Source organism: Streptoalloteichus tenebrarius, assembly GCF_024171885.1.
GTDB lineage: Bacteria > Actinomycetota > Actinomycetes > Mycobacteriales > Pseudonocardiaceae > Streptoalloteichus > Streptoalloteichus tenebrarius.
Genome location: NZ_JAMTCP010000039.1, coordinates 13,428 through 35,088, shown reverse-complemented (window position 1 = coordinate 35,088; position 21,661 = coordinate 13,428). Strand labels below are relative to the sequence as shown.

The 21,661-nt window shown below is 73.4% G+C and carries 24 protein-coding genes and 1 pseudogene; 4 read left to right on the top strand and 21 right to left on the bottom strand.

The window, feature by feature from the left end; genetic code table 11:
• Positions 1–61 precede the first annotated feature (61 nt).
• The 6 genes from der to LX15_RS33250 all read right to left on the bottom strand — a co-directional run bounded on the left by der (position 62) and on the right by LX15_RS33250 (position 5,630).
• Entirely contained in the window at positions 62–1,474 is a 1,413-nt protein-coding gene (gene der / locus LX15_RS25205; protein WP_253672142.1) for a ribosome biogenesis GTPase Der, read from the bottom strand.
• Positions 1,471–2,271, bottom strand: coding sequence for a lysophospholipid acyltransferase family protein (locus tag LX15_RS25200; protein ID WP_253672141.1), 801 nt, complete (start codon positions 2,269–2,271; stop codon positions 1,471–1,473). The genes der and LX15_RS25200 overlap by 4 nt, the downstream gene beginning before the upstream one ends.
• The gene (gene cmk, locus LX15_RS25195; RefSeq protein ID WP_253672140.1) at positions 2,268–2,993 is read right to left on the bottom strand and encodes a (d)CMP kinase; all 726 of its coding nucleotides are present in this window, start codon (positions 2,991–2,993) and stop codon (positions 2,268–2,270) included. Before cmk ends, LX15_RS25200 begins: the two co-directional genes overlap by 4 nt.
• A 287-nt stretch (positions 2,994–3,280) precedes the next feature.
• On the bottom strand, positions 3,281–3,712 hold the full coding sequence (locus LX15_RS25190; protein ID WP_253672139.1) for a nuclear transport factor 2 family protein: 432 nt from the start codon (positions 3,710–3,712) through the stop codon (positions 3,281–3,283).
• Between the two features lie 47 nt (positions 3,713–3,759).
• The gene (locus tag LX15_RS25185) at positions 3,760–4,434 is read right to left on the bottom strand and encodes a response regulator (RefSeq protein WP_253672138.1); all 675 of its coding nucleotides are present in this window, start codon (positions 4,432–4,434) and stop codon (positions 3,760–3,762) included.
• Positions 4,428–5,630, bottom strand: coding sequence for a sensor histidine kinase (locus LX15_RS33250; protein ID WP_253672137.1), 1,203 nt, complete (start codon positions 5,628–5,630; stop codon positions 4,428–4,430). Before LX15_RS33250 ends, LX15_RS25185 begins: the two co-directional genes overlap by 7 nt.
• Positions 5,631–5,783: 153 nt before the next feature.
• Here LX15_RS33250 and LX15_RS25175 point away from each other — a divergent pair, with 153 nt between their 5' ends.
• On the top strand, positions 5,784–6,401 hold the full coding sequence (locus LX15_RS25175; protein ID WP_253672136.1) for a class I SAM-dependent methyltransferase: 618 nt from the start codon (positions 5,784–5,786) through the stop codon (positions 6,399–6,401).
• A gap of 51 nt (positions 6,402–6,452) precedes the next feature.
• Here the strand turns inward: LX15_RS25175 and LX15_RS25170 are convergent, their stop codons facing one another.
• From LX15_RS25170 to LX15_RS25155, 4 genes are all read right to left on the bottom strand, one after another.
• Positions 6,453–6,782 carry a hypothetical protein gene (locus LX15_RS25170; RefSeq protein WP_253672135.1) on the bottom strand — a complete coding sequence of 110 codons (330 nt, stop codon included), beginning with the start codon at positions 6,780–6,782 and terminating at the stop codon, positions 6,453–6,455.
• Positions 6,783–6,832: 50 nt separating this feature from the next.
• On the bottom strand, positions 6,833–8,218 hold the full coding sequence (locus LX15_RS25165; protein ID WP_253672134.1) for a hypothetical protein: 1,386 nt from the start codon (positions 8,216–8,218) through the stop codon (positions 6,833–6,835).
• A gap of 34 nt (positions 8,219–8,252) precedes the next feature.
• The gene (locus tag LX15_RS25160; RefSeq protein WP_253672133.1) at positions 8,253–8,585 is read right to left on the bottom strand and encodes a hypothetical protein; all 333 of its coding nucleotides are present in this window, start codon (positions 8,583–8,585) and stop codon (positions 8,253–8,255) included.
• A gap of 318 nt (positions 8,586–8,903) precedes the next feature.
• Positions 8,904–10,103, bottom strand: a complete 1,200-nt coding sequence (locus LX15_RS25155) for a DUF1015 family protein (protein WP_253672132.1) — start codon at positions 10,101–10,103, stop codon at positions 8,904–8,906.
• A gap of 308 nt (positions 10,104–10,411) precedes the next feature.
• On the opposite strand from LX15_RS25155, the gene LX15_RS25150 reads away from it, so the two are divergent.
• Both LX15_RS25150 and LX15_RS25145 read left to right on the top strand, forming a co-directional pair.
• A complete protein-coding gene (locus tag LX15_RS25150; protein WP_253672131.1) occupies positions 10,412–10,894 on the top strand; it encodes a cation:proton antiporter regulatory subunit in 483 nt (160 codons plus the stop codon).
• Between the two features lie 17 nt (positions 10,895–10,911).
• On the top strand, positions 10,912–12,087 hold the full coding sequence (locus LX15_RS25145; protein ID WP_253672130.1) for a cation:proton antiporter: 1,176 nt from the start codon (positions 10,912–10,914) through the stop codon (positions 12,085–12,087).
• 17 nt (positions 12,088–12,104) lie between these two features.
• Here the strand turns inward: LX15_RS25145 and LX15_RS25140 are convergent, their stop codons facing one another.
• The 9 genes and pseudogenes from LX15_RS25140 to LX15_RS25105 all read right to left on the bottom strand — a co-directional run bounded on the left by LX15_RS25140 (position 12,105) and on the right by LX15_RS25105 (position 18,175).
• Positions 12,105–12,803 carry an Rv2686c family ABC transporter permease subunit gene (locus tag LX15_RS25140; protein WP_504978588.1) on the bottom strand — a complete coding sequence of 233 codons (699 nt, stop codon included), beginning with the start codon at positions 12,801–12,803 and terminating at the stop codon, positions 12,105–12,107.
• 136 nt (positions 12,804–12,939) lie between these two features.
• Positions 12,940–13,458, bottom strand: coding sequence for a fluoroquinolone export ABC transporter permease subunit (locus LX15_RS25135; RefSeq protein WP_443729325.1), 519 nt, complete (start codon positions 13,456–13,458; stop codon positions 12,940–12,942).
• A pseudogene (locus LX15_RS33855) lies at positions 13,434–13,526 on the bottom strand (fluoroquinolone export ABC transporter permease subunit); the annotation flags it as partial. The gene LX15_RS25135 and the pseudogene LX15_RS33855, both read right to left, overlap by 25 nt.
• Positions 13,527–13,682: 156 nt before the next feature.
• A complete protein-coding gene (locus LX15_RS25130; protein ID WP_253672127.1) occupies positions 13,683–14,459 on the bottom strand; it encodes a pseudouridine synthase in 777 nt (258 codons plus the stop codon).
• Complete coding sequence (gene scpB, locus LX15_RS25125; protein WP_253672126.1) at positions 14,452–15,258, bottom strand: SMC-Scp complex subunit ScpB; 807 nt, start codon at positions 15,256–15,258, stop codon at positions 14,452–14,454. Before scpB ends, LX15_RS25130 begins: the two co-directional genes overlap by 8 nt.
• Positions 15,255–16,193 carry a segregation and condensation protein A gene (locus LX15_RS25120; RefSeq protein WP_253672125.1) on the bottom strand — a complete coding sequence of 313 codons (939 nt, stop codon included), beginning with the start codon at positions 16,191–16,193 and terminating at the stop codon, positions 15,255–15,257. The genes scpB and LX15_RS25120 overlap by 4 nt, the downstream gene beginning before the upstream one ends.
• Positions 16,190–16,564 carry a hypothetical protein gene (locus LX15_RS25115; RefSeq protein WP_253672124.1) on the bottom strand — a complete coding sequence of 125 codons (375 nt, stop codon included), beginning with the start codon at positions 16,562–16,564 and terminating at the stop codon, positions 16,190–16,192. Before LX15_RS25115 ends, LX15_RS25120 begins: the two co-directional genes overlap by 4 nt.
• A complete protein-coding gene (locus tag LX15_RS25110; RefSeq protein ID WP_253672123.1) occupies positions 16,561–17,679 on the bottom strand; it encodes a ParA family protein in 1,119 nt (372 codons plus the stop codon). Before LX15_RS25110 ends, LX15_RS25115 begins: the two co-directional genes overlap by 4 nt.
• Positions 17,680–17,854: 175 nt before the next feature.
• The gene (locus LX15_RS25105; RefSeq protein ID WP_253672122.1) at positions 17,855–18,175 is read right to left on the bottom strand and encodes an ArsR/SmtB family transcription factor; all 321 of its coding nucleotides are present in this window, start codon (positions 18,173–18,175) and stop codon (positions 17,855–17,857) included.
• A 157-nt stretch (positions 18,176–18,332) separates the two neighbouring features.
• Between LX15_RS25105 and LX15_RS25100 the strand changes: the two genes are divergently transcribed.
• Positions 18,333–19,418, top strand: coding sequence for a DMT family transporter (locus LX15_RS25100; protein WP_253672121.1), 1,086 nt, complete (start codon positions 18,333–18,335; stop codon positions 19,416–19,418).
• A gap of 19 nt (positions 19,419–19,437) precedes the next feature.
• On the opposite strand, the gene xerD is transcribed toward LX15_RS25100, so the two are convergent.
• The gene (gene xerD / locus LX15_RS25095; RefSeq protein ID WP_301305219.1) at positions 19,438–20,445 is read right to left on the bottom strand and encodes a site-specific tyrosine recombinase XerD; all 1,008 of its coding nucleotides are present in this window, start codon (positions 20,443–20,445) and stop codon (positions 19,438–19,440) included.
• Between the two features lie 2 nt (positions 20,446–20,447).
• Positions 20,448–21,563: an alanine dehydrogenase gene (ald, locus tag LX15_RS25090; protein ID WP_253672120.1), complete on the bottom strand. Its 1,116-nt coding sequence runs from the start codon at positions 21,561–21,563 to the stop codon at positions 20,448–20,450.
• Positions 21,564–21,661: the final 98 nt, after the last annotated feature.

Below are 21,661 nucleotides of genomic sequence, written 5' to 3'. Positions count from 1 at the left end.
CGCACCGCAGTGGACTAGACCGTCTGGGTGATGAGGCGGTGGGCGGCGGGTGCGGAGGGCGTCACTTGCGGGGCTTGCGCTCCCGCACGCGGACGGAGATCCGCACCGGGCTGCCGGTGAAACCGAAGGTCTCGCGGAGCTTGCGCTCCAGGAACCGCCGGTAGCCCGCCTCAAGGAAGCCCGTCGTGAACAGCACGAACGTCGGCGGCCGGGTCTGCGCCTGGGTCGCGAAGAGGATCTTCGGCTGCTTGCCGCCGCGCACCGGCGGCGGGGTCGCGGCGACCAGGTCGTTGAGCCAGGCGTTGAGCTGACCGGTGGGCACCCGCTGGTCCCACGAGGTCAGCGCCGTGCGCAGCGCCGGGGCGAGCTTCGCCACCGCGCGCCCGGTGCGCGCCGAGACGTTGATCCGCTCCGCCCAGCGCACCCGCACCAGCTCGCGGTCGATCTCCTTGGCGAGCTGGTAGCGCCGGTCCTCGTCCACGAGGTCCCACTTGTTGTAGGCGAGCACCAGCGCCCTGCCCGCGTCGACGACCATGCTGACCACGCGCAGGTCCTGCTCGCTGAGCGGCTCGCTGGCGTCCACCAGGACGATGGCGACCTCCGCGGCCTCGATCGCGGCCTTGGTACGCAGCGACGCGTAGTACTCGGCGCCGCTGGCGGTGTGCACCCGCTTGCGCAGGCCGGCGGTGTCGACGAACCGCCAGGTCTCGCCGTCCAGCTCCACCAGCGAGTCGACCGGGTCGACGGTGGTGCCGGCCACCGAGTCGACGACCGAGCGCTCCTCGCCGGTCAGCCGGTTGAGGAGGCTGGACTTGCCCACGTTCGGCTTGCCCACCAACGCCACGCGGCGCGGGCCGCCGGTGCCGCCGAACACCTCCTTCGGCGTCTCGGGCAGCGCGTTCAGCACCGCGTCGAGCAGGTCGCCGGAGCCGCGCCCGTGGAGGGCGCTGACCGGCATGGGCTCGCCGAGCCCCAGGGACCACAGGGAGGCCACGTCGGCCATCAGGCGCTCGTCGTCGACCTTGTTGGCGCAGAGCAGCACCGGGCGCTTCGAGCGGCGCAGCACCTTGGCCACGGCCTCGTCGGTCGTGGTCGCGCCGACGGTGGCGTCGACGACGAGCAGGATCGCGTCGGCGGTGGACATGGCCAGCTCGGCCTGGGCGGCCACCGCCGCCTGGAGGCCCTGCGCGTCCGGCTCCCAGCCGCCGGTGTCGAGCACGGTGAACCGGCGCCCGTTCCAGAGCGCGTCGTAGGCGACGCGGTCCCTGGTGACACCGGGAACGTCCTGCACGACCGCCTCACGGCGGCCCAGGATCCGGTTCACCAACGTCGACTTGCCCACGTTGGGGCGGCCGACGACGGCCAGCGTCGGCTGGGGCGGCTCGCCGCCGCCCGGCAGGTCCGCGGCCTCCGCGGCCTCGTCCAACGCCGTCCACTCGGCCTCGTCGGCCCACGTGCCGTCCAGGCCGGTCACGCTCGTTCTCCCCTCGTCATGTCGCGGGACGCCCGTTCCCCGGGCGTGCCCGACGCGCGCGCTGTGTCGGTTGTCGGTCGGTCGGTCACGCTGGGGACCTCCTCGTCCCGCCGTCGGTCGAGTTCGGTCACGAGGGCCGCCAGCTCGGCGCGGAGCCGCTCGGTGGCGGCGCGCAGCCCGGCGCGGCCCTTCTCCGCCGGCAGGGCGAACGGCTCCCCGACCAGCACGTCCACCCTGGGCCGGAACCTCCGGCGGCCGCCGCGCGGCCGCAGGGTGCCCCGGCAGGCCACCGGCAGCACCACCGCGCCGGAGGAGCGGGCCAGCCAGGCGGCGCCGTTCTCGGCGTCGCTCACCGAACCGTCGCCCCTGGTGCCCTCGGGGAACACCCCGACGAGGCCGCCGGCGCGCAGCACGCGCACGGCGGCGAGCAGCGGCGTGCGGTCCGGTTCCCCCCGCCGGACCGGGAGCTGGCCGAGCCGGCGCAGCGCCCAGCCCAGCGGCCCCCGGAAGATCTCACGTTTGATCAGGAAGACGGAACGCCGGCGGACCATGCCGTACAACAGCGGCCCGTCGACGAACGCGCTGTGGTTGGCCACCATCACCACGGGAACCCCGTGCGGGACCCGCTCCGCGCCGTGGACGCGCAGCCGGAAGAAGGGCCGGTACCACCACGTGCCGATCCACCGGGCCACGTCGTGCAGCCACGGCCACGCCCCCGGTGGCAGCTCGGCTCCGGTCGCGACGGCGCGCCCGGGGACGGCCGTCGGGGACCGCCTCGCCTCGCCGGCCGTGCTCATCGCCGACTCCGTTCCGGCACCGGCCGCAGGCCGCGCCGCTCCACGAGGGCGGTCAGCTCCCGCAGCACCCCGGCGACGTCCAGCTCGGTGGTGTCGACCTCGACGGCGTCCTCGGCCCGGCGCAGCGGCGACACGGCGCGGCTGGAGTCCAGCCGGTCGCGGCGCTGGACGTCGGCCAGCGTGACGTCCACCGAGGCGTCCCTGCCGGCCGCGCTGTCCTGCGCGGCCCTGCGCAGCGCCCTGGCCTCGGCGGAGGCGGTGAGGAACACCTTGAGCCCGGCGTCGGGGGCGACGGTCGTGCCGATGTCCCTGCCCTCGACCACGATGCCGCCGGTCCTGGCCACCGCCGCGTCGATGATCCGCCGCTGGTGTCGGACGAGCAGCTCGCGCACCCCGGGGACGGCCGAGACGGCCGAGACGGCCGCGGTGACCTCGGGCCCGCGGATCTCCTCGGCGACGTCCTCGACGCCGAGGTGGACGGTCGGCCGCTCCGGGTCGGTGCCCGAGACCAGCTCCGCCCGCTCCGCGACCTCCACGATCGCGTCGACGTCCGCGAGGTCGACCGCCGAGCGCAGCACGGCCAGCGTCACCGCGCGGTACATCGCGCCCGTGTCGAGGTACTCGGCGCCGAAGCCGGCCGCGAGTCGCCGCGCGACAGTGGACTTCCCGGTGCCGGACGGGCCGTCCACCGCCACCACGCCCCGCAGCTCGCTGCGCGCCACCACGCCTCCTCGTCACTGGTCGTCGCCCCGGCGGGGCGTCGTTCGCCCCCCGTTCAAACCACCATTCTGCCTGTTTGTTCCGCCCGCCCCGGCACCGCGTGGTCGGTGCCAGCTGTGCGAGCGGCCTCGCGCTGTCAGGCGAAGGTAACCGCCGAGCGGGTGACGCGGTCGCGCCCTGCCCACCAGTGGTCCCTCTGACGGGAGTAGGCGTGACACTCCGTCACCCCCACCGCCCGTGACCGGCAGGAGCTGTCGGTCACGGGCGCGGGCCGAGCGGCGCGGAGCCGTCAGCCCTCGAAGGCCCGGAGGACCGCGAGGCTGTCCTCGTACATGTGATGCGCCGTGATCAGGCCCTCCTCGATGGTCAGGCGCAGGACGAAGGACATGGTGAAGCGCCTGCCGGTGGGCCTGACCACCTGCGAACTCGCCCCGACCAGGAACGCGTGCGGGCCGTCCACGGTGATCTGTTCGAGCGTCACGGAGCCCTCGTCGGGCACGCAGGTCTCACCGAAGACGCGGTAGTGGTCCGCCACGTCCGCGCGCGTGCTCCTCGGGCGGATCCACGGCACCGCCGGATGCCGGGGTTCGGGCCAGCTCACCCGCCAGTCGACCGTCTCCGCGTACAGCTCCGCGATCCGGTCCGGATCGCCCTCCCGCGTCCTCCGCAGGAACTCCTCCACCACCGCGCTGGTCGACGCCGAGCGCGCGCCGACGTCCATTCCATGATCCATACCAGGCAGCCAAGCACGACCCACCGACATCGAATTCAGTGAAGGTCCCCGCGACCGTCCTCCACCGACAGCCCCAGTTGGACCGCCAGCACCGCCAACTGGACCCTGTTGGCGCAGCCCGTCTTCGCCATCAGTCCCGCGATGTGCGTCTTCACCGTCGTCACGCCGAGGTGGAGCCGCTGGGCGATCTCGCTGTTGGACAGGCCGGCCGCCAGCAGCGCCAGCACCTGGCGCTCGCGGGGCGACAGGTGCGGGACGGGCCGCGTGGACCTGGCCTCGGCGCTCCTGCTGTCCACGGCCTGGCGGACGATCCGGCCGAGGACGTCCCGGCTGAACGGCAGCCGACCCCGCGCCGCCTGCTCCACGGCGGCCAGCAGCTCCTCCGGCGGCGCGTCCTTGGCGAGGAACCCGCAGGCGCCGGCCGTCAGGGCCGGGTACAGGTGCTCGTCGTCGTCGAACGTGGTGAGCACGATGATCCGCGTGGCCGGGCGCCGCGCGAGGATCTCCTTGGTCGCGCCGATGCCGTCCAGCACGGGCATCCGCAGGTCCATCAGCACGACGTCGGGCCTGAGCCGTTCCGCCAGCTCGACGGCCTCGCGGCCGTTGGCCGCCTCGCCGACGACCTCGACCTCCGGCTGCGGCCCGAAGAGCATGCGCAGGCCCGCGCGGACCAGGGGTTGGTCGTCGACGACGAGCAGCGTGGTCACCATGGCCGCCGGGTCCCCTCCCCCGCGACGGGGAACGTCGCGCGCACCCGCCACCCCACCGGGTCCAGTCCGGCGGTGAGCGTCCCGCCGAGGAGCTGCATCCGTTCCCGCATCCCGACGAGCCCATGCCCCTGGGGCGGGTCGTCGAGCGGGCCGGCGGGGGCGGGCAGCGTGTTCGCGACGTCCACGCGGGCGACCTCGCCGTCGAGGGCGCCGTCGAGGGCGACGTCGAGATGCACCCGCGCGCCCGGCCCAGCGTGCCTGCTCGCGTTGGTCAGGGCCTCCTGCACGACCCGGAACAGCGCTCCCCTCCTGACCAGGTTCAGCGAGTGGATCTTCGGGTCGATCCGCGCGTCGACGGACAACCCCGCCTGCCTGGTCCGCTCGACCACGGCGTCGAGCGCGGCGCCGAGGTCGTCGGCGTCCATCAGGGCGACGGTGGCGTCGGCGTCGACCACCTGGGGGTCGCGCAGCACCGCCAGCAGGCCTCGCAGCTCGGACAAGGTGTCCTTCGCGGTGGCGCGGATGTCCTCCAGTGCCCGCCCGACCTCCGGATCGTCGCCGGCCACGTGACGCGCCGTCGCGGCGCGCAACGCGATCGAGGCGACGTGGTGGGCGACCAGGTCGTGCAGCTCCCGCGCGATGGCGGTGCGCTCGGCGGCCCGCGCGGCCCTGGTCTCGGACTCCCGCCGCAGCTCGACCTCGCTCGCCCTCCGGTCGGCGTCCTCCGCCGCCTGACGCAACAGGCGCATGTAGCCGCCCACGAGCACCGGGACGCCCACGTTCATCCCGAGCCGGAAGACCAGCGTCATGACGTCGCCGCTGACCCCCACGATCAGGAACTTGACGGCGATCGCGGCGGCGGCCCCCGCGGCGCCGAGCGCGACGAGCCGGCCGGTGCGGCGGAACGCCATCTCGGCGAACGAGACCACGAGGAGCACGTGGACCAGGTCCGACGCGACCGACGACCACCAGGCGGCGGCGACCAGCAGGGTGGACTGGGCGAGGAGGACGTACCCGGGGAAGCGTCGACCGAACAGGAGGAGCGAGGCGGAGAGGAACGAGACGACCCAGTCCGACACGGCGGGGGCCAGCACGCTGACGCCCGGGAGCCTCAGGTACCCCAGGACCACGACGAAGGGCAGGAGCCGGATGAGCGGGTGCTCAACGACGCGCAGGGTTCGGGGAGCCACGCTCACGTCCCGACTGTAGGTGGCGGGGTGCCGTCCGGACGTCATCCGCCAGACGGACCCCGACCTCCTCCTTCTGGCCGCCCGGTGCGCCCTTCTGGCCGCCGGGTGCGCCCTGAGGCAGGAAGCGGCGCACCGGCGTCCGCCGGCACCGTCGACGAGGTGAACGTCCGGCGTGAAACCCTCACCTACCTCAACGCGGTGTCCCGGAACCCGAAGACCATGGGCAGCGTCGCGCCCAGCTCCCCCTCCCTGGCCCGCCAGCTTGCGACCGTGGTGCCCTCGACCGGCGCTCCGACCGTCGTGGAGCTGGGCGCGGGAACGGGCGCGGTGACCCAGGCCATCCTCGACCGCCTGCCGGCCGGAGCGTCGTACGTGGCGCTCGACGTGGACCCGACGATGGTGGACTACCTGCGGAACCGTTTCCCGTCGGTCCACGTCGAGCAGGCGGACGCCGCCATGCTGGACGACGTCCTGGCGGAGCGGGGGATCACCTCGGTCGACGCCGTCGTCAGCGGTCTTCCGTGGGCGGTCTTCGGGGCGCGCCAACAGGAGGCGATCCTCACGAAGGTGATGTCCTCGCTCGCCCCCGACGGGGTCTTCACGACCTTCGCCTACCTGCACGCGCTCCCGCTCGCGCCCGCGCGATCGTTCCGCCGCGCCCTGCGCACCGCCTTCGACGAGGTCCTCATCACCCGGGTGGTCTGGGGGAACCTGCCGCCCGCCTTCACCTACGTGTGCCGCCGCCCCCGGCGCACCGCCGCCCCCGTCGACGCGTGACCTCCGGCCCGGCCCCGTCACAGCCCAAGCGGCGTCAGCGTGTGGCCGAGATCAGTGCAGGGCGAAGAGGGTGATCACCCGGACGACGCACAACGCGAGGAAGGCCACCGGAGCCGCGATCCACCGCACGTCCAGTCGGTGGAGGATCAGCGGGATGACCTGGACGAACAACACGAGGAGCCCGAGCAGACCGGCGCCGGTCACGAAGAAGAGGCTGCCGGCGAGCTCATGGGACGACTTGCCCTCCTTCGGGAAGAACGACCAGACGAACAGCACCGCCGCGAGAGCGAGCAGCAGGCAACACACGCCCTTCAGCAGGAGGATGCCGACTCCCCCCTTCCCGGGTGTCCCGTCCGTCCGCTCGCCCTGGACCAGGGTCACGATTCCTCCCGCTGTGCCGTCCGGAACCCTCATCGTGCTGTTCGGAACCCTCATCGCAGCGCGTCCCGTGCCTGGGGCAGGTCCCGTTGGAAGTCGTTCGCGTAACGCTGGGCGTCACCGCCCTGCCAGTAGGGGCCGCCGTTGTAGCGGGCGGCCAGCTCGCGCCGCTGCTCCTGCGTCATCTGGTCGGGTTCGACGAGGGCGAAGTCGCTGGCCTGCTTGAGTTCGGCGAGGTGCTTGGCGGCGACGAAGACGCTCTGCTTCGGGTCGACGAGGGACGCGATCACCTCCCGGCGCTGCTCCTCGGACAGGTGGGCCGGGTCGTAGCCGAGGGTCTCGGCGGCGCGCCGGACCTGGATGGCCATCGGCCCGTACGAGGTCTGGTCCGGCTCCCCCGCCAGGGACCATGGCCGCACCTGGTCCGGCAGGTTCTGGCGGATCTCGTCCGTCACGTCGTCCAACCACATCGGTTTGCCACCGACCTCACGGAAGGCGATCCCGGCGACGACGTCGGCCGGAAGGCCGTACCTCTCCGCCGCCGCCCTGATGACCTCCCGGTTGTCCCTGATCCACCGCTGTCGGAACTCGTTCTCGGTCTCCCCCACGCCCACCTGCCAGCGGGCCACGTCGGTCGCGTCCCAGGTGAGGTTGCCGCCGGGCAGCCGCGCGGCGGCGTCCCGCATCTCCTGGAGGGTGCTGGACACCGGCCCGGTGGCGGTGGGCCTGGTGGCCTCCGGCGCCTCTCCCGTCCCGGGCAGTCGCACGTTCGGGTCGCGCCGCGCCTCGTCCATCTCCTGCCGAAGACCGGGTGTGCCCCTGATGATGGCCTCGGCCCTGCCCGAGTCGGCCCGGAAGTCCGGGATCATCTCGTGCGCCTGACGCAGGACCGGCACGCAGCGCTCCCTCGCCGACTCCTCGATCCGTCGCGACTCGTCGAACGCGCTCTTGATCTCGGTGGCCAGGCGGTCGCCCTCGGCGCGCACCGAGTTGTTGATCACCATGGGGTCGGACAGGGCGTCCCGGAGGCCGGTGGTGTGCGTGATGTCCTCCCACTGCCGCAGCGGCTCCGCCTCGTCGAAGGCGCTCGTGTGCCCCGACAGGAAGGGCTTCAGCAGGTGCCTCAGGCTGTCCTGCTTCCGCTCTCCCTCGTCGAGGCACTCCTTCGCGCGCCTCAACTCACGCCCATAGTCGTCCAGCGCGTCCCCCGCCTTCTGGAAGGCGCTCGCCAGATGCTCCAGAAGTGTGAGGGACTCGCCGAGTTTCCGGTCGTAGACCTCACGCCCCTCACCCACCCATTCGGTGGCCGACCGCACCTGCCCGAGCTCGGGGAGCACCGCCTGAATGAGTCGGTTCACCCGCCTGAACTCCTCGGCGTTGACGTCCACCATTCCGGGTTCCGACTCGGCGAGGTACCGCACGTCCGACCAGTACGCCATGACCTTTCCCCCACCCGACGCGTCGGGAACGCGTTCATCGTTGGTCCGGTGGCACGAGGGTCGTCTCGATCAGGAAGCCGTCCATGGCGCGCTGGACGCCCTCGTCGACCGAGGCGTGCTCGCGACCCGTCTCCCCCAGCTTCGTGGCCAGGGCGCCGAGCAGGGCCACCGCGTCCTGGAACTGGTCGAACGCGAACGCGGTGAACCTCTCCACCAGTCCTCCGACGTCCGGGTGGCTCCTGGGCGCCTTCGCCAGGGTGGCCAGTTCGACGTCGGGCCGCCCCGCCTCCAGGTAGCCGGCGATTTCCACAAGGATGTTCGCGTTATGGTTGATCGACGCCGGGGCGCTCGCGAATCCCTCTGTCACGGTCTACCCCCTGGACCACGACCGGTTGAGTGCGACGACTTTATCCCCGTCGTCGTCCGACGGACAAGGAAGAGATTCGCGGCGAACGGCGGAAATTGCCACACCTGTCCAGGGTCGGCCGATCGGCGTACGAAATAGTCAAAGAATTGCCCTCGAAAATCACCCTCACGCGAGTCGATTGATATCGTGTGGGTGACACAGGCCGCCCGAGCGCCTTACCAGGCCGACACGAGCTTTGCCCCCAGAAGGGTGATTTTCTCTCCCACGACGCGAGACGCGGGACGTGCGAGACAGAACGCGCGAGGCCGGTCGACGCCGTCAGGCGGTGAGGTCGGCGAGGAGGAGACCGCTGCGCGGCTTCGGCGTGAAGTAGGTCGCCTTGCGGGGCATCGTCCGGTGCCGCGCGTGGACGCCGAGGACGTCGGCGTAGGGCACCGGCGCGAGGAGCAGGAGGGCCTCGGCGTCGTCGGGCAGGCGGGCCGGGTCGGGAAGCTGCGGCGCGGGCAGGGCGCGGACCTGGGGGCCGGCGGGGTCGACGCCGAGGGCGTCGGCGAGGAGCAGGCGCTCCACGACGGAGTGGTCGATGCGCGGCTGGTCCTCGGCGGGGCCGGGCGGGGGAAGCTCGATCTCGACGGCGCCCGCGCGGGTCACCGCGACGACGTGGCCGGGCCGCTGGGGCAGGTGCGGACGGGTGAGGCGGAGCGTGAGACCGGCGGAGCGCCAGGCCTCGACGAGGGATTCGGGGGTTCGGCCGGTGCCGCGCAGGACCCGGTGGATCGAGCCGATGTGGAGGTCCGGCCCGCCGGTGACGAGGGCCAGCATGCCGCCGAGCCCCGCGGCAGCGGCGGCGGCGACGCGGTGGTTGCCGTCGGCGACCAGGAGGGGGTGCGCGGCCGCCGCGGCGAGCACGGCGTCCCGCTCGGGGCCGGGGCCGAGCAGCCACAGCCGGTGCTCGCGCCCCCCGGAGTCCACTGTGGACACAGCAGGCGCGCCGACGCCTTGCGTGGCCTGGCGCACGGCCTCGGTCAGGGCGTCCCCGCCCGCCGTCGGCACGAGCATCGCCGCGCTCGTGGCGCAGCCGAGTCCCTTGAGGACGGTGGCGCGCTCGGCGACGACCTCCGGGTAGACCTCCTCGGTGTGCCGCACGCGGGCGAGCCCGTCGGCGCCGACGGCCGCGGGGTCGACCAGGCACAGGACGCCGGTCGCGCTGCCGTCGGGGCCGGTGACGGCGTAGGGCGCGACGACGTCGTCGGCGCGGCGGTAGTGGGTCGCCCTGAGCCGGGCGAGCGTGGTCCTGGCCATGGGGAGCGCCGCGGCGAGGTCGAAGCCCCCGGCGATCGCGAGCGGGGTGCGGTGGGGGTGCTGGACGGCCAGCAACGTGTCCGGCGCGGCGGTGCCCTCGGCGGCCAGGGCCGCGCGCACCTGCTCGGGACCGGCGAACTCGTCCACGTCCGGCCCCGGCACCGCGTCCCGCACGACCCACGCCGTCCGCAGTGGACGGACCGCTCCCCTCGCCATCCTCCGATCGTGCCCGGGCGGGTGAGGGAGGGCATAGCGATCTGACTCACATCTGTCCCGTGAGCACCAGGATGGCGCAGGAGAACCAGGAGTCGGCCCCGCACGGCGTCGCCAGCAGACAGGAACGCGTCGAATCGGCCAGGGACACAGGCGGATTCGTCCAAAACGGTGTTACCTGGGTGTCCCCCCAGTTTCATGATCCCGGGTGCGTCGCGGGGCGGGCAAGCCGCTGGTTCGGGTGGACCGGGGCCGGGCGAGCGGTGATCGCCCGGGCGGCCATGGCGTGGATTGGTGGTTACCCTCGGGGTGTGAACGTCGAGGTGACCCCCCTGCCCGGTATCGGCACCCGCCAGGACTTCATGACCCGCTCCGGCCGACGCGTGGGCGTCGTGACCTATCGGGACGGCCGGTTCGACCTGATCATCTCCCAACGCGAGGATCCGGACGCGTGTTCGGCGTCGGTCCCCCTGACGCCCGAGGAGTCGGCCACCCTGGCCAACCTCCTCGGCGCCCCGCAGCTCGTGGCCCAGCTCAGGGACGAGCAGCGTGACGTCGCCGGCATCGCCACCAAGCAGTTCCCGATCGTGCACGGCTCGCCCTTCGACGGCCGCACCCTCGGGGACACCGCCATGCGCACCCGCACGGGCACCTCGGTGGTGGCCGTGGTCCGCGCCGGCGACGTGCACCCCTCGCCGCGCCCGGACTTCGTGTTCACCGGGGGTGACCTGCTGGTCGTGGTCGGCACGTCCGACGGCCTCCGGGCCGCGGCCGACCTGCTCGCGCACGGATAAGGGCGGCGGATCGACTCGTGCACTCGACCGCGGTTTCCCTGATCGAGCTCGGCGCGGTCTGCTTCGGGCTGGGCGTCCTCGGCCGGCTCGCGTGGCGGATCGGCATCTCCCCCATTCCGCTCTACCTGATCGGCGGGCTCGCCTTCGGCCACGGCGGGTTGGTGCCCCTGGGCGGCATCCAGGAGTTCACCGACATCGCCGGCGAGATCGGCGTCATCCTCCTGCTGTTGCTGCTCGGCCTGGAGTACTCGGCGGCCGAGCTGGTCACCGGGCTGCGCCGGTCCTGGATGGCCGGCGTCGTCGACCTCGTGCTCAACGCCGCCCCCGGCGCGGTGGCCGCCCTGCTGCTGGGCTGGGGACCGGTGGGCGCGCTGGTGATGGCGGGCGTCACCTACATCTCCTCCTCGGGCATCGTGGCGAAGGTGCTCAGTGACCTGGGCCGGCTGGGCAACCGGGAGACCCCGGTCGTCCTGTCGGTCCTGGTCTTCGAGGACCTCGCCATGGCGCTCTACCTCCCGATCCTCACCGCGCTGCTCGCCGGTGTGTCCTTCTGGGGCGGGATGACCACGGTGGGCATCGCCCTGGTCACGATCACCGTGGTGCTGGTGGTGGCGTTGCGGTTCGGCCGGTACGTCTCGGCCGTGGTGGACAGCCCCGACCCCGAGGTGTTCCTGCTGAGGGTGCTCGGCGCGGCGCTGCTGGTCGCGGGCATCGCCTCCCAGTTGCAGGTCTCGGCGGCGGTCGGCGCGTTCCTGCTGGGCATCGCGATCTCCGGGTCCACCGCGGAGAACGCCACCCGCATGCTGGAGCCGCTGCGCGACCTGTTCGCCGCGCTGTTCTTCGTCGTGTTCGGGCTCAACACCGACCCCAGGCAGATGCCGCCGGTGCTGGGCACGGCCGTCGCGCTGGCCGTGGTCACCACGGTGACCAAGCTGGCGACCGGCTGGTGGGCGGCCAGCCGGCAGGGCGTGCGCCGGCTCGGCCGGTTGCGGGCCGGCGCCGCCCTGGTGGCCAGGGGCGAGTTCTCCATCGTCATCGCGGGCCTGGCGGTGGCCTCCGGCTCGGTCAGTCCCGACCTGGCGCCGCTGGCCACGGCCTACGTGCTGCTGATGGCGGTGCTCGGCCCGGTGGCCGCGCGGGTGGTGGAGCCGCTGGCCACCCGCGCGATGGCCCTGCTGCCGCAGCGGGTCTAGCGGCCCAGCCGTCCTCCTCAGCGCTGTCGGCGGGCGAACGCCCTGGTCAGCGGCCACAGCAGCAGCCCGTGGTAGGCGATCCCGACCACCAGGGGGACCAGGTACGGGCCGCCCTCGGCGGCGACCCAGAACGCCTTGGCCGGCCAGTACGCGGGCAGCACCGCGAACAGCGCCTGCCAGTTGCCGGGGACGAACCAGGGCAGGACGGGCAGCCCGACGACGAGGATCCCGGCGGCCCGCATGATCGCCATGCCCTCCACCTTGTTGCCGGCGAAGGTGGCCACGGTCAGCGCGAGGAGCGTGGCCAGGAGCCCGGAGAGCACGCCGACCAGCAGCGCCGCCGGGAGCAGCCGCGCCGGGACCAGTCCGCTGGCCCAGGTCGTGGTGACGACGTAGGCCGTCGTCACCACGACCACGGTGCCCGCCCGGTAGCCGGCGTAGGTCATGACGGGCACCGGCGTGACCCGCAGCGCCGTGAGCGTCCGTTGGTCGCGGTCGTCCAGGACCAGCAGCCCCGCCAGCGCGCCGAGAAGCATCGGGCAGCCCAGCACCAGGAACTGCGTGACGAGCAGCGGGTAGTGGGGCGTGAGGTCGAAGTCGTACCGCCGCGCGAGCATCTCGGTCAGCGGCGGCACGGGGAACCGGACGACCGCGACGGAGACGAGCGGTCCGAACAGGACGGTCAGCAGGAGCGGGTCGCGGCGGACTCCCCGCAGGTCGTTGCGGCGAAGGCGATGATCGCGCCCATCGTCAGCTCCCTCCTTCCCTGGCGACCACGTGCCGCAGGAACACGCGGCGCGCCAGCACGCCGAGGACCGCGATCACGACGAGCTGATAGAGCGCCGCGGCGGTCTACTCCCACCAGGTCGCCGACGCCGTGTCGAAGGCCGCGCCCAGCAACACCATCGAGCCCTTCGTCGGGATGACGAGGCACAGCGGGCTCCGCCACAGCCCACTGTGGTCGAGCAGCGGCAGGTTCATGACGCCGATGACCACAGTGGACGGGATCAGCCAGTCGCTGATCGACGGGAACGGCGCGGCCGTCACGAAGCCCAGGAGCGACATGACCCCCGCGGTCAACACGACCCCGAGCAGCAACGACAGCGGGCGTGCCCCGAGGCCGTGGTGGGGGACCACCACCACGAGGGTCGCGACGAGCGTCAGCCCGGTGAGGGTGACGATCTTGCTGGTCCGGTACTCGGCGAACCGCGGCGGCGTGGCGACCAGCGCGAAGAGGGTGCGCTCGCCCTTCTCGAAGAACACGGCCGCGGCGACGAAGAAGTACGCACGATGGACAGGTCCCCGAACACCACGTACGGCATGGCGGAGCGCCGGAACTCCTCCGACATCGGCACCAGGATCGCGTGCCACAGCACGGTGGAGAACAGGGCGGCGTAGAGGAAGCCGTACCGCTGCTGGAGGCCCGCGTCCAGGCGCATCGCGGCCCGCAGGCGGTGGCTCAGCGACGACGCGCCGGGCGGGGACGGCGAGTCGGGGACGGCGAGTCGGGGACACCGGAGAGGACACGGGGAGAGGACACGAAAAACCCCGGCCCCGCCAGGCGTGGCGGGGCCGGGGTTGGTCGGGAAACGGGGTCAGAGCCCCACGGCCGCGTACAGCGAGCCGATCTCGGCGCGGTTGAGCGGGCGGAGCCGGCCCGGCTTCTGGTTGCCCAGCCGCACCTCGCCGACGGCGGTGCGCACCAGGCGCTCCACCGGGTGGCCGACCTGCTCCAGGAGGCGCCGCACGATGTGCTTGCGGCCCTCGTGCAGCACGACCTCCACCAACGCGCGGTCACGCACGTGGTCGACCACCTTGAAGGAGTGGACCTTCACCGGCCCGTCCTCCAGCTCCACCCCCGCCCGCAGGCGCCGGCCCAGGTCGCGGGGGATCGGGGCGGGCACCTCGGCCAGGTAGGTCTTGAGCACCTCGAACGACGGGTGCATGAGCCGGTGCGCCAGCTCGCCGTCGTTGGTCAGCAGCAGCAGGCCCTCGGTCTCGGCGTCCAGCCGGCCGACGTGGAACAGCCGGTCCTCCCGGCCCCGCAGGTAGTCACCCACGCAGGGCCGGCCCCGGTCGTCGGACATCGTGCTGTGGACGCCCTGGGGCTTGTTGAGGGCGAGGTACACCAGGTCGTCCCGCACGACGACGCGCACGCCGTCGACGTGGATCACGGCGGTGGCCGGGTCCACCCGGCGCCCCTGCTCCCGCACCACCTCGCCGTCCACGCTCACCCGGCCCTCGGCGATCAGCTCCTCGGCCGCACGCCGGGAGGCCACGCCGGCCTGGGCCAGCACCTTCTGGAGCCGCACGCCCTCGGGGCCGTCGGCCCCCGGGCGGTGGGACCGGTTCCGCACAGACAGGTCAGACATCGTCGATTGCATCCACTTCGGGTAGCAGCGGGGCCAGTGGAGGAAGGTCCTCCAACGACGACAGCCCCAACCGCTCCAGGAAGAGCTCCGTGGTCCGGTACAGGATGCCCTGGGTCTCAGGGTCCTGTCCGGCCTCCTCCACCAGGCCCCGGGCCAGCAGGGTCCTGATCACTCCGTCCACGTTCACACCCCGCACCGCGGCGACCCTGGCCCTGGTCACCGGTTGCCGGTACGCGATCACCGCGAGCGTCTCCAACGCCGCCCTGGTCAGCTTGGCGCGCTGCCCGTCGAGCAACATCCGCTCGACGAACGGCGCGTACCGGTCGCGGGTGTAGAACCGCCATCCCTCGCCGACCCGGCGCAGGTCGATGCCGCGGTCACCCTCAGCGTAGCCGGCCGCGAGCCGACGCAGCGCGGCGCGCACCCTGGCCACCGGCTGGTCGAGCGCGCCGGCGAGCAGGTCCTCCCCGGCCGGCGAGTCCACGACCAGCAACAACGCCTCCAGGGCGGCGTCAAGCGCGGCGTCGTCGTCCAGGTCGGGCAGCTCTGGTCCCGTGCTCCGTCGCTCCGGGCTGGCCACGGCCTCCGGCCCGTCCCCGTCGACCGTCCCGACGGGGCTGTCGGGGCCGGTGGTGTCCTCTCCGGGCACGCCGGCTGTCGACGCGGTGTCATCCTCGGCCGCGCCGTCGGCGTTCGGGACGGCCTCCGGGGACGAGACGCCCCCGCCCAGGACTCCGTCCGCTGTGGGGGCGGCCGACCGCCCCACCACCCCGTCCGGCGAAAGAGGCGCCTCGCTCACCCGTACTCCTCCTCGTCCCTGCTGGCCAGCGCGGCCTCGGCGGCGGCCACCGCCTGCTCGACGCTGCCGCCGACCCACCGCACCCGCAACTCGCCCAACGGGTCGTCCTGCTCGAACAGGACGACGGCCTCGCGGTACAGCTCCAACAGCGCCAGGAACCGCGCGACCACCTCGACCGTGTGCTCGCAGTCCGCGACCAGCTCGCCGAACGTCGCGCCGCCCAGCTCGGCGAGCCGGACCCGCAGGTGCGCGACGTGCTCGCGCACCGACACGGTGTGCTGGTGGACGTGGTCCAGCGACACGGTGGGCGGCGGCTTCGGCCGGAACACCGCGGCGGCGATCTCGGCGAAGCGCGCGGGGTCCACGCCCAGCAGGACCTCGGGCAGCAGGTCGGAGTACCGGTCCTCCAGCGCCACCGACCTCGGGTAGCGGCGCAGCGCGGTCGCCTCCAGCTCGCCGAACAGGGCGGCGACCTGCTTGAACGCCCGGTACTGCAACAGCCGGGCGAACAACAGGTCCCTGGCCTCCAGCAGCGCCAGGTCCTCCTCGTCCTCCACCTCGGCCGCCGGCAGCAGGCGGGCCGCCTTGAGGTCGAGCAGGGTCGCGGCGACGACGAGGAACTCGGTGGTCTCGTCGAGGTCCCACTCGTCGCCCATCGACCGGATGTGCGCGATGAAGTCGTCGGTGACCCGGTGCAGGGCCACCTCGGTGACGTCCATCTGGTGCTGCGCGATCAGTTGCAGCAGCAGGTCGAACGGACCCTCGAAGTTGGCGAGCCGGACGGTGAACCGGCCCGAGCCGGGCTCGGCCGCCGGTGTGTCCGCCGCGCCCGTCCCGTCGGCGGGGTCGGGTCGGGCCGGTGGGTCCGGCGGGGCGGGCACGGCATCGCTCCGCCCGGGGTCGCCCTGGCGACCCCCGTCCTCAGCCGTCGTCACGCGTTCGACTCCGCGCGCAGCCGCCGCACGAGAACCGAGTCCGCGCCGTGCTGGTCCAGGTCGGCGAGCAGCACGGCCACCGCCTCCCGCACGATCCGCCCCCGGTCCACGGCCAGCCCGTGCTCCGCCCGCAGGGCCAGCCGCGCCTGCTCCAGGGCGACCAGCTCGTCGTCGGACACGTAGACCGTGATCTTGGCGTCGTGCTTCTGCCGGCCGCTGCCGCGCCGGGGGGCGTCGGGCAGGGCGTGCGGCTGGTCACCGGCCGACCCGTCGGCGCCGGGCGTCGGGGCCGCTCCGCCGGGGCGCCGGGGGACGGCGCTGGTCGGCCGGAACAGCTCGGCCGCTCCGGGCAGCGGGGCGCGGCGGGTCACCGGGCGATCACCTCCCTGGCGAGCTGCCGGTACGCCTCGGCCCCCGCCGAACGGGGCGCCCACCGGGTGATCGGCTCACCCGCCACGGTGGTCTCCGGGAACCGGACGGTGCGGTTGATCACCGTGTCGAACACGACGTCGCCGAACGCCTCGACGACCCGGGCCATGACCTCGCGCGAGTGCAGCGTGCGCGGGTCGTACATGGTGGCAAGGATGCCGGTGATCTCCAGCTTGGGGTTGAGCCGCTCGCGCACCTTCTCGATCGTGTCGATCAGCAGCGCCACCCCGCGCAGGCTGAAGAACTCGCACTCCAGCGGGATGAGGACGCCGTCGGCCGCGGCCAGCGCGTTCACCGTGAGCAGGCCGAGCGAGGGCTGGCAGTCCACGAGCACGTAGTCGTACTGGCCGATCACCGAGCGCAGCACGCGGCTGAGCGTCTGTTCCCTGCCGACCTCGGCGACGAGCTGCACCTCGGCCGCGGACAGGTCGATGTTGCTGGGCAGCAGGTCCATGTGGTCGACCCCGGTGCGCAGCACGACGTCCTCCACGGAGGTGCCGCGCTCCATCAGCACGTTGTAGATGGTGCGGTCGAGCTGGTGCGGCTGGATGCCCAGGCCGACCGAGAGCGCGCCCTGGGGGTCGAAGTCGACGAGCAGGACGCGGCGGCCGTACTCGGCCAGCGCCGCGCCGAGGTTGATCGTGGAGGTGGTCTTGCCGACGCCGCCCTTCTGGTTGCACATCGCCAGCACGCGGGCGGGCCCGTGGGTGAGCAGGGCCGGCGGCTCCGGGATGTGGCGCGCGGGGCGGCCGGTGGGGCCGGGCTCCCCGTCGCCGACCACCGCCAGGTCGTCCTCCAGGGCCTCCGACGACGCGACAGCGCCGACAGCGCCCACAGGACCGGCGCTGCCGGAGCCGACGGACCCCGAGGGCTCCACGACCCTCACGGTCCCCCGGGGCTCGCGGTCCGCCCCCGCGTCCCCGGAGGCGGCGGCCGCCGCGGACGCGGCCGGCGTCTCGCGGGGGGCCGGCGGTGTCGCCGGCGCGAGCCCGGCCGTCAGGTCGAGGTCCACGGCGTCACCACGGGACCGCCCCAGGGACGGCTGCGGTGTCGACATGACGTCCTGACTCCTTCGGCCGGCGGGGATCAACGGGTGGTCTCGGCGGCAGCGTAGGCCGGCTCCGCCGCAACCGGCAACGCGCCGCGCCGCGAGCATCGCTCCTGGTCAGCAAGGCTCGCCCTGTCGTGGGGCGGCGAACCCACCCCTCCGGGTGGCCGTCGGCCGGCGGGGCTCACCGTGCGGCGACCACGCCGTCGGGCGCCTCCAGCACGACGTCGAGCAGGCCGGGGAACAGTTCGTCGAGGTCGTCCCGGCGCAGCGCGACGTAGCGGTGGGTGGCCTGGCAGCGGGTCCTGGTCACGCCGGCCTGGCGCAGGACCCGGAGGTGCTGGGACAGCGTGGACTTCGCCACACCCACCTCGAAGGTGCCGCACTTCCGCTCGCCGTCCCTGGCGAGCTGCCGGACGACCGCGAGCCGCGTCGGGTCGCTGAGCGCGTGCAACACCCCGGTGAGCGTGATCTCGTCGCGTCGTGGGTGCTCCGGCTCGCGCACGTTCCCACCTCTCCCCTTCGCCTCGTTGGTTGCCGCGCGCCCGCGACCGGCGCCGCCGAGGTCGCCGGCAGCGCCGGTGTCGACGGGGCGTCGCGGGGCGCGCGCCCGAAAGGTCGGAGTTGACCTCGGACGGGTCACCGGTGCGAGACTATCGCCCATGTTCGATGTTCGACGAACGACGAAACAACGACTGGTCGGCGTCCCCCTCGCCGTCACGACCACGATGGTCTGGGGCGGGATCTTCTTCGCCGGCTCCTCGGCCATGCGGGAGTTGGACGTCGTGCACGTGACGCTGGCCCGCTACGCCCTCTCCGCCCTGGTCACCTCGGTGATCCTGCTCGCCGTCGAGGGGCGGCGCTCGTTCAGGACCGAGGGGCGCGGCCTGGCCCTGGTCGTCCTCGGCTCGGTCGGCTACTGCGGGTTCAACCTCGGCTCGTTCGCCATGGTCGGCCCCCTGCCGGCCCAGAACGTCTCGGTGCTCATCGCGACGATGCCGCTGGTGACCGCGGTCGTGACCTGGGTGGCCGGCGGCGGTCGCCCGCGGCCGCTGCTCGCCGTGTCGGCGGTGGTGGCGCTGCTCGGCGTCGCGACGGTCCTCGGCAAGGGCTCCCCGACGGCCGTGCTGGACGGCGCGGTCGGCCTGCCCGCCGTCGTGGTGGTGCTCGCCGTCCTGAGCTGGGTGATCTACACCAGGGGCGCGGCGCGCTTCCCCGCGTGGAGCCCGCTGCGCTACACCACGCTCTCCCAGCTCGGCGGCGTGGTCATGTTGCTCGTCATCGCCTTCGTGGCCGAGACGGCCGGGTGGATCGGCGCGCCCCGCCTGTCGGCCTACCTCGACGTCTGGCCGGCCCTGCTCTACCTGGCGCTGCCGGGCTCGGTGTACGCGGTCCTGGCGTGGAACTCCGCCGCGCGCCGGCTCGGCCCGCCCACCACGAGCCTGTTCATCAGCCTGGTCCCGGTCACCGCGCTGGTCGTGACCGCGGTCAACGGTGGCGAGGTGGTCCCCGGTCAGCTCGTCGGCGTGGCGCTCGTGCTGGTCGGACTGGTGCTCGGCGTGGTCAGCGGGATGCGCCGGACCGGTGCGGCCTCCGAGCAGGCCGCCGGCCGGGTCGCCGGCCGGGCGACGGGTCAGGTCGCCGCACCGACCCACGACCACGGTGCCGAGTCCGACGCCGAACCCGACGCCGAGAAGGGGCCGGCCATCGTTCCGCCCGTGCCCGCCACGGTCGAGGGCGCGCGGTAGGCGCACCGCCCACGCTGGATCAACCACGGGCGCGGGGGTGCGCGGTGGCGTACACCTCGCGCAGCGTGGTCACGGTCACCAGCGTGTAGATCTGGGTGGTGGTCACGGAGGCATGCCCCAGCAACTCCTGGACGACCCGGACGTCGGCCCCACCCTCCATCAGATGGGTGGCGAAGGAGTGCCGCAGCGTGTGCGGGGAGACCTCGGCGGTGATCCCGGCGCGCTCCGCGGCGACCTGCACGGTCGCCCACGCGCTCTGCCGGGACAACCGACCGCCCCGCGCGTTGAGGAACAGCGCCGGCGTGCCCCGGCCCTTCGCCGCCAGCACCGGACGCGCCCGCACCAGGTAGGCGTCCACGGCGGCCAGCGCGGGACGACCGATCGGCACCAGGCGCTGTTTGCCGCCCTTGCCGTCCAGGAGCACGGTCCGCTCCTCGGCGTCCACGTCGTCCACGTCCAGACCCACGGCCTCGGAGATCCGGGCTCCGGTCGAGTAGAGCAGTTCCAGCAGCGCGCGGTCCCGCAGCCCGCGCGGATCCTCCCCACCCGCGGACTCCACCAGCCGCACCACGTCGTCGACGGGCAGCGCCTTCGGCAACCGCCGCGGCGGCGTGGGCGGTCTGACCTCGCGCGAGACGTCGACCGGCACGCGGCCCTCCGCGTGGGCGAAGCGGTGCAGCCCCCGCACGGCGACCAGGGTGCGGGCCGCCGACGACGCGGCCAGCGCGGGCCGGTCGGGGCCGCCCTCCCGCAGCTCCGCGAGGAAGGACGTCAGGTGCGCCGGGGTCACCCCCGCCAGGTCACCGATCCCCAGCCCGGCCAGGAACTCCTGGTAACGGCGCAGGTCACGGCGGTAGGAGTCGAGCGTGTTGCGCGCCGTCCCCCGCTCCACCGCCAGATGGTCCAGATAGGCGGCGACGACGTCGGCGACAGCGGTGGCGGCGGTACTGGTGGTGCCCCTGGTGGTGTCGGCGGTATTGGTGGTGCCGCTGGTGCTGTCGGCGCCGGTGGTGTCGGTACCGGACAAGGTCAGCCCAACGCCTCGAACAGACCCACGTGCGGCAACGCGTGCGCCTCGGCGACCTCGGCGTGCACGATCTTCCCCCGGACCACGTTCACCCCTCTCGCCAGCGCCGGGTCGTCGGTCACCGCGCCCCGCAAACCCTTGTCCGCCAAGGCGACGACGTAGGGCAGGGTGACGTTGGCCAACGCCCACGTCGAGGTGTGCGGCACCGCCCCCGGCATGTTCGCCACGCAGTAGAACACGGACCGGTGCACGGCGAAGGTCGGGTCGTCGTGCGTGGTGGGCCGCGAGCTCTCGAAGCAGCCGCCCTGGTCGACGGCGATGTCCACCAGCACCGAACCCGGCCGCATCCGGGACACCAGGTCGTCGCTCACCAGCTTGGGCGCCCTGGCCCCCGGCACCAGCACCGCGCCGATCACCAGGTCCGCCCACAGGCACGCCCGTTCCACCTCGTAGGCATTGCTGGTCACCGTCTGGAGGTGGCCCCGGTACACCATGTCGAGCTGGCGCAGCCGGTTGACGTTGGTGTCCAGCACCACGACCTCGGCCTGGAGCCCGAGCGCGATGGCCGCCGCGTTCATCCCGGCCACCCCGGCCCCGATCACCACGACCCGCCCCGCGGCCACCCCGGACACCCCGCCGAGCAACACGCCCCGCCCGCCCTGCCCCCGCTCCAGGCAGTGCGCCCCCACCTGCGGCGCCATCCGCCCCGCCACCTCGCTCATCGGCGCGAGCAGCGGCAACGACCCGTCAGGGAGCTGGACGGTCTCGTAGGCCACCGCGCAGACACCAGCGTCGAGCAAAGCGCGGACGCACTCCCGGTTCGCGGCCAGGTGCAGATAGGTGAACAACGTCTGGTCGGCGCGCATCCGGTGGTACTCGGCCGGCTCCGGCTCCTTCACCTTGAGCACCAGCTCCGCCGCGCCCCACACGTCGTCGGCCGTCGGGACGATCTCCGCGCCGGCCGCGACGTAGTCCTCGTCGGGCAGCGCCGACCCGGCGCCGGCCTCCCGCTCGATCAACACCCGGTGGCCGCGGCGGACGAGCTCGACCACGCCGGCCGGGGTGATCGCCACCCGGTACTCGCGGACCTTCAGCTCCCGAGGGATCCCGACAATCACGTCGAACGCCTCCCCGACCGCGCCGGCGCGGCGCGTCGCCGATCCGTTCCCGCAGCGTAACCCCGGCCTCCGCGAACCACCCCGACGAGCCACGCCCC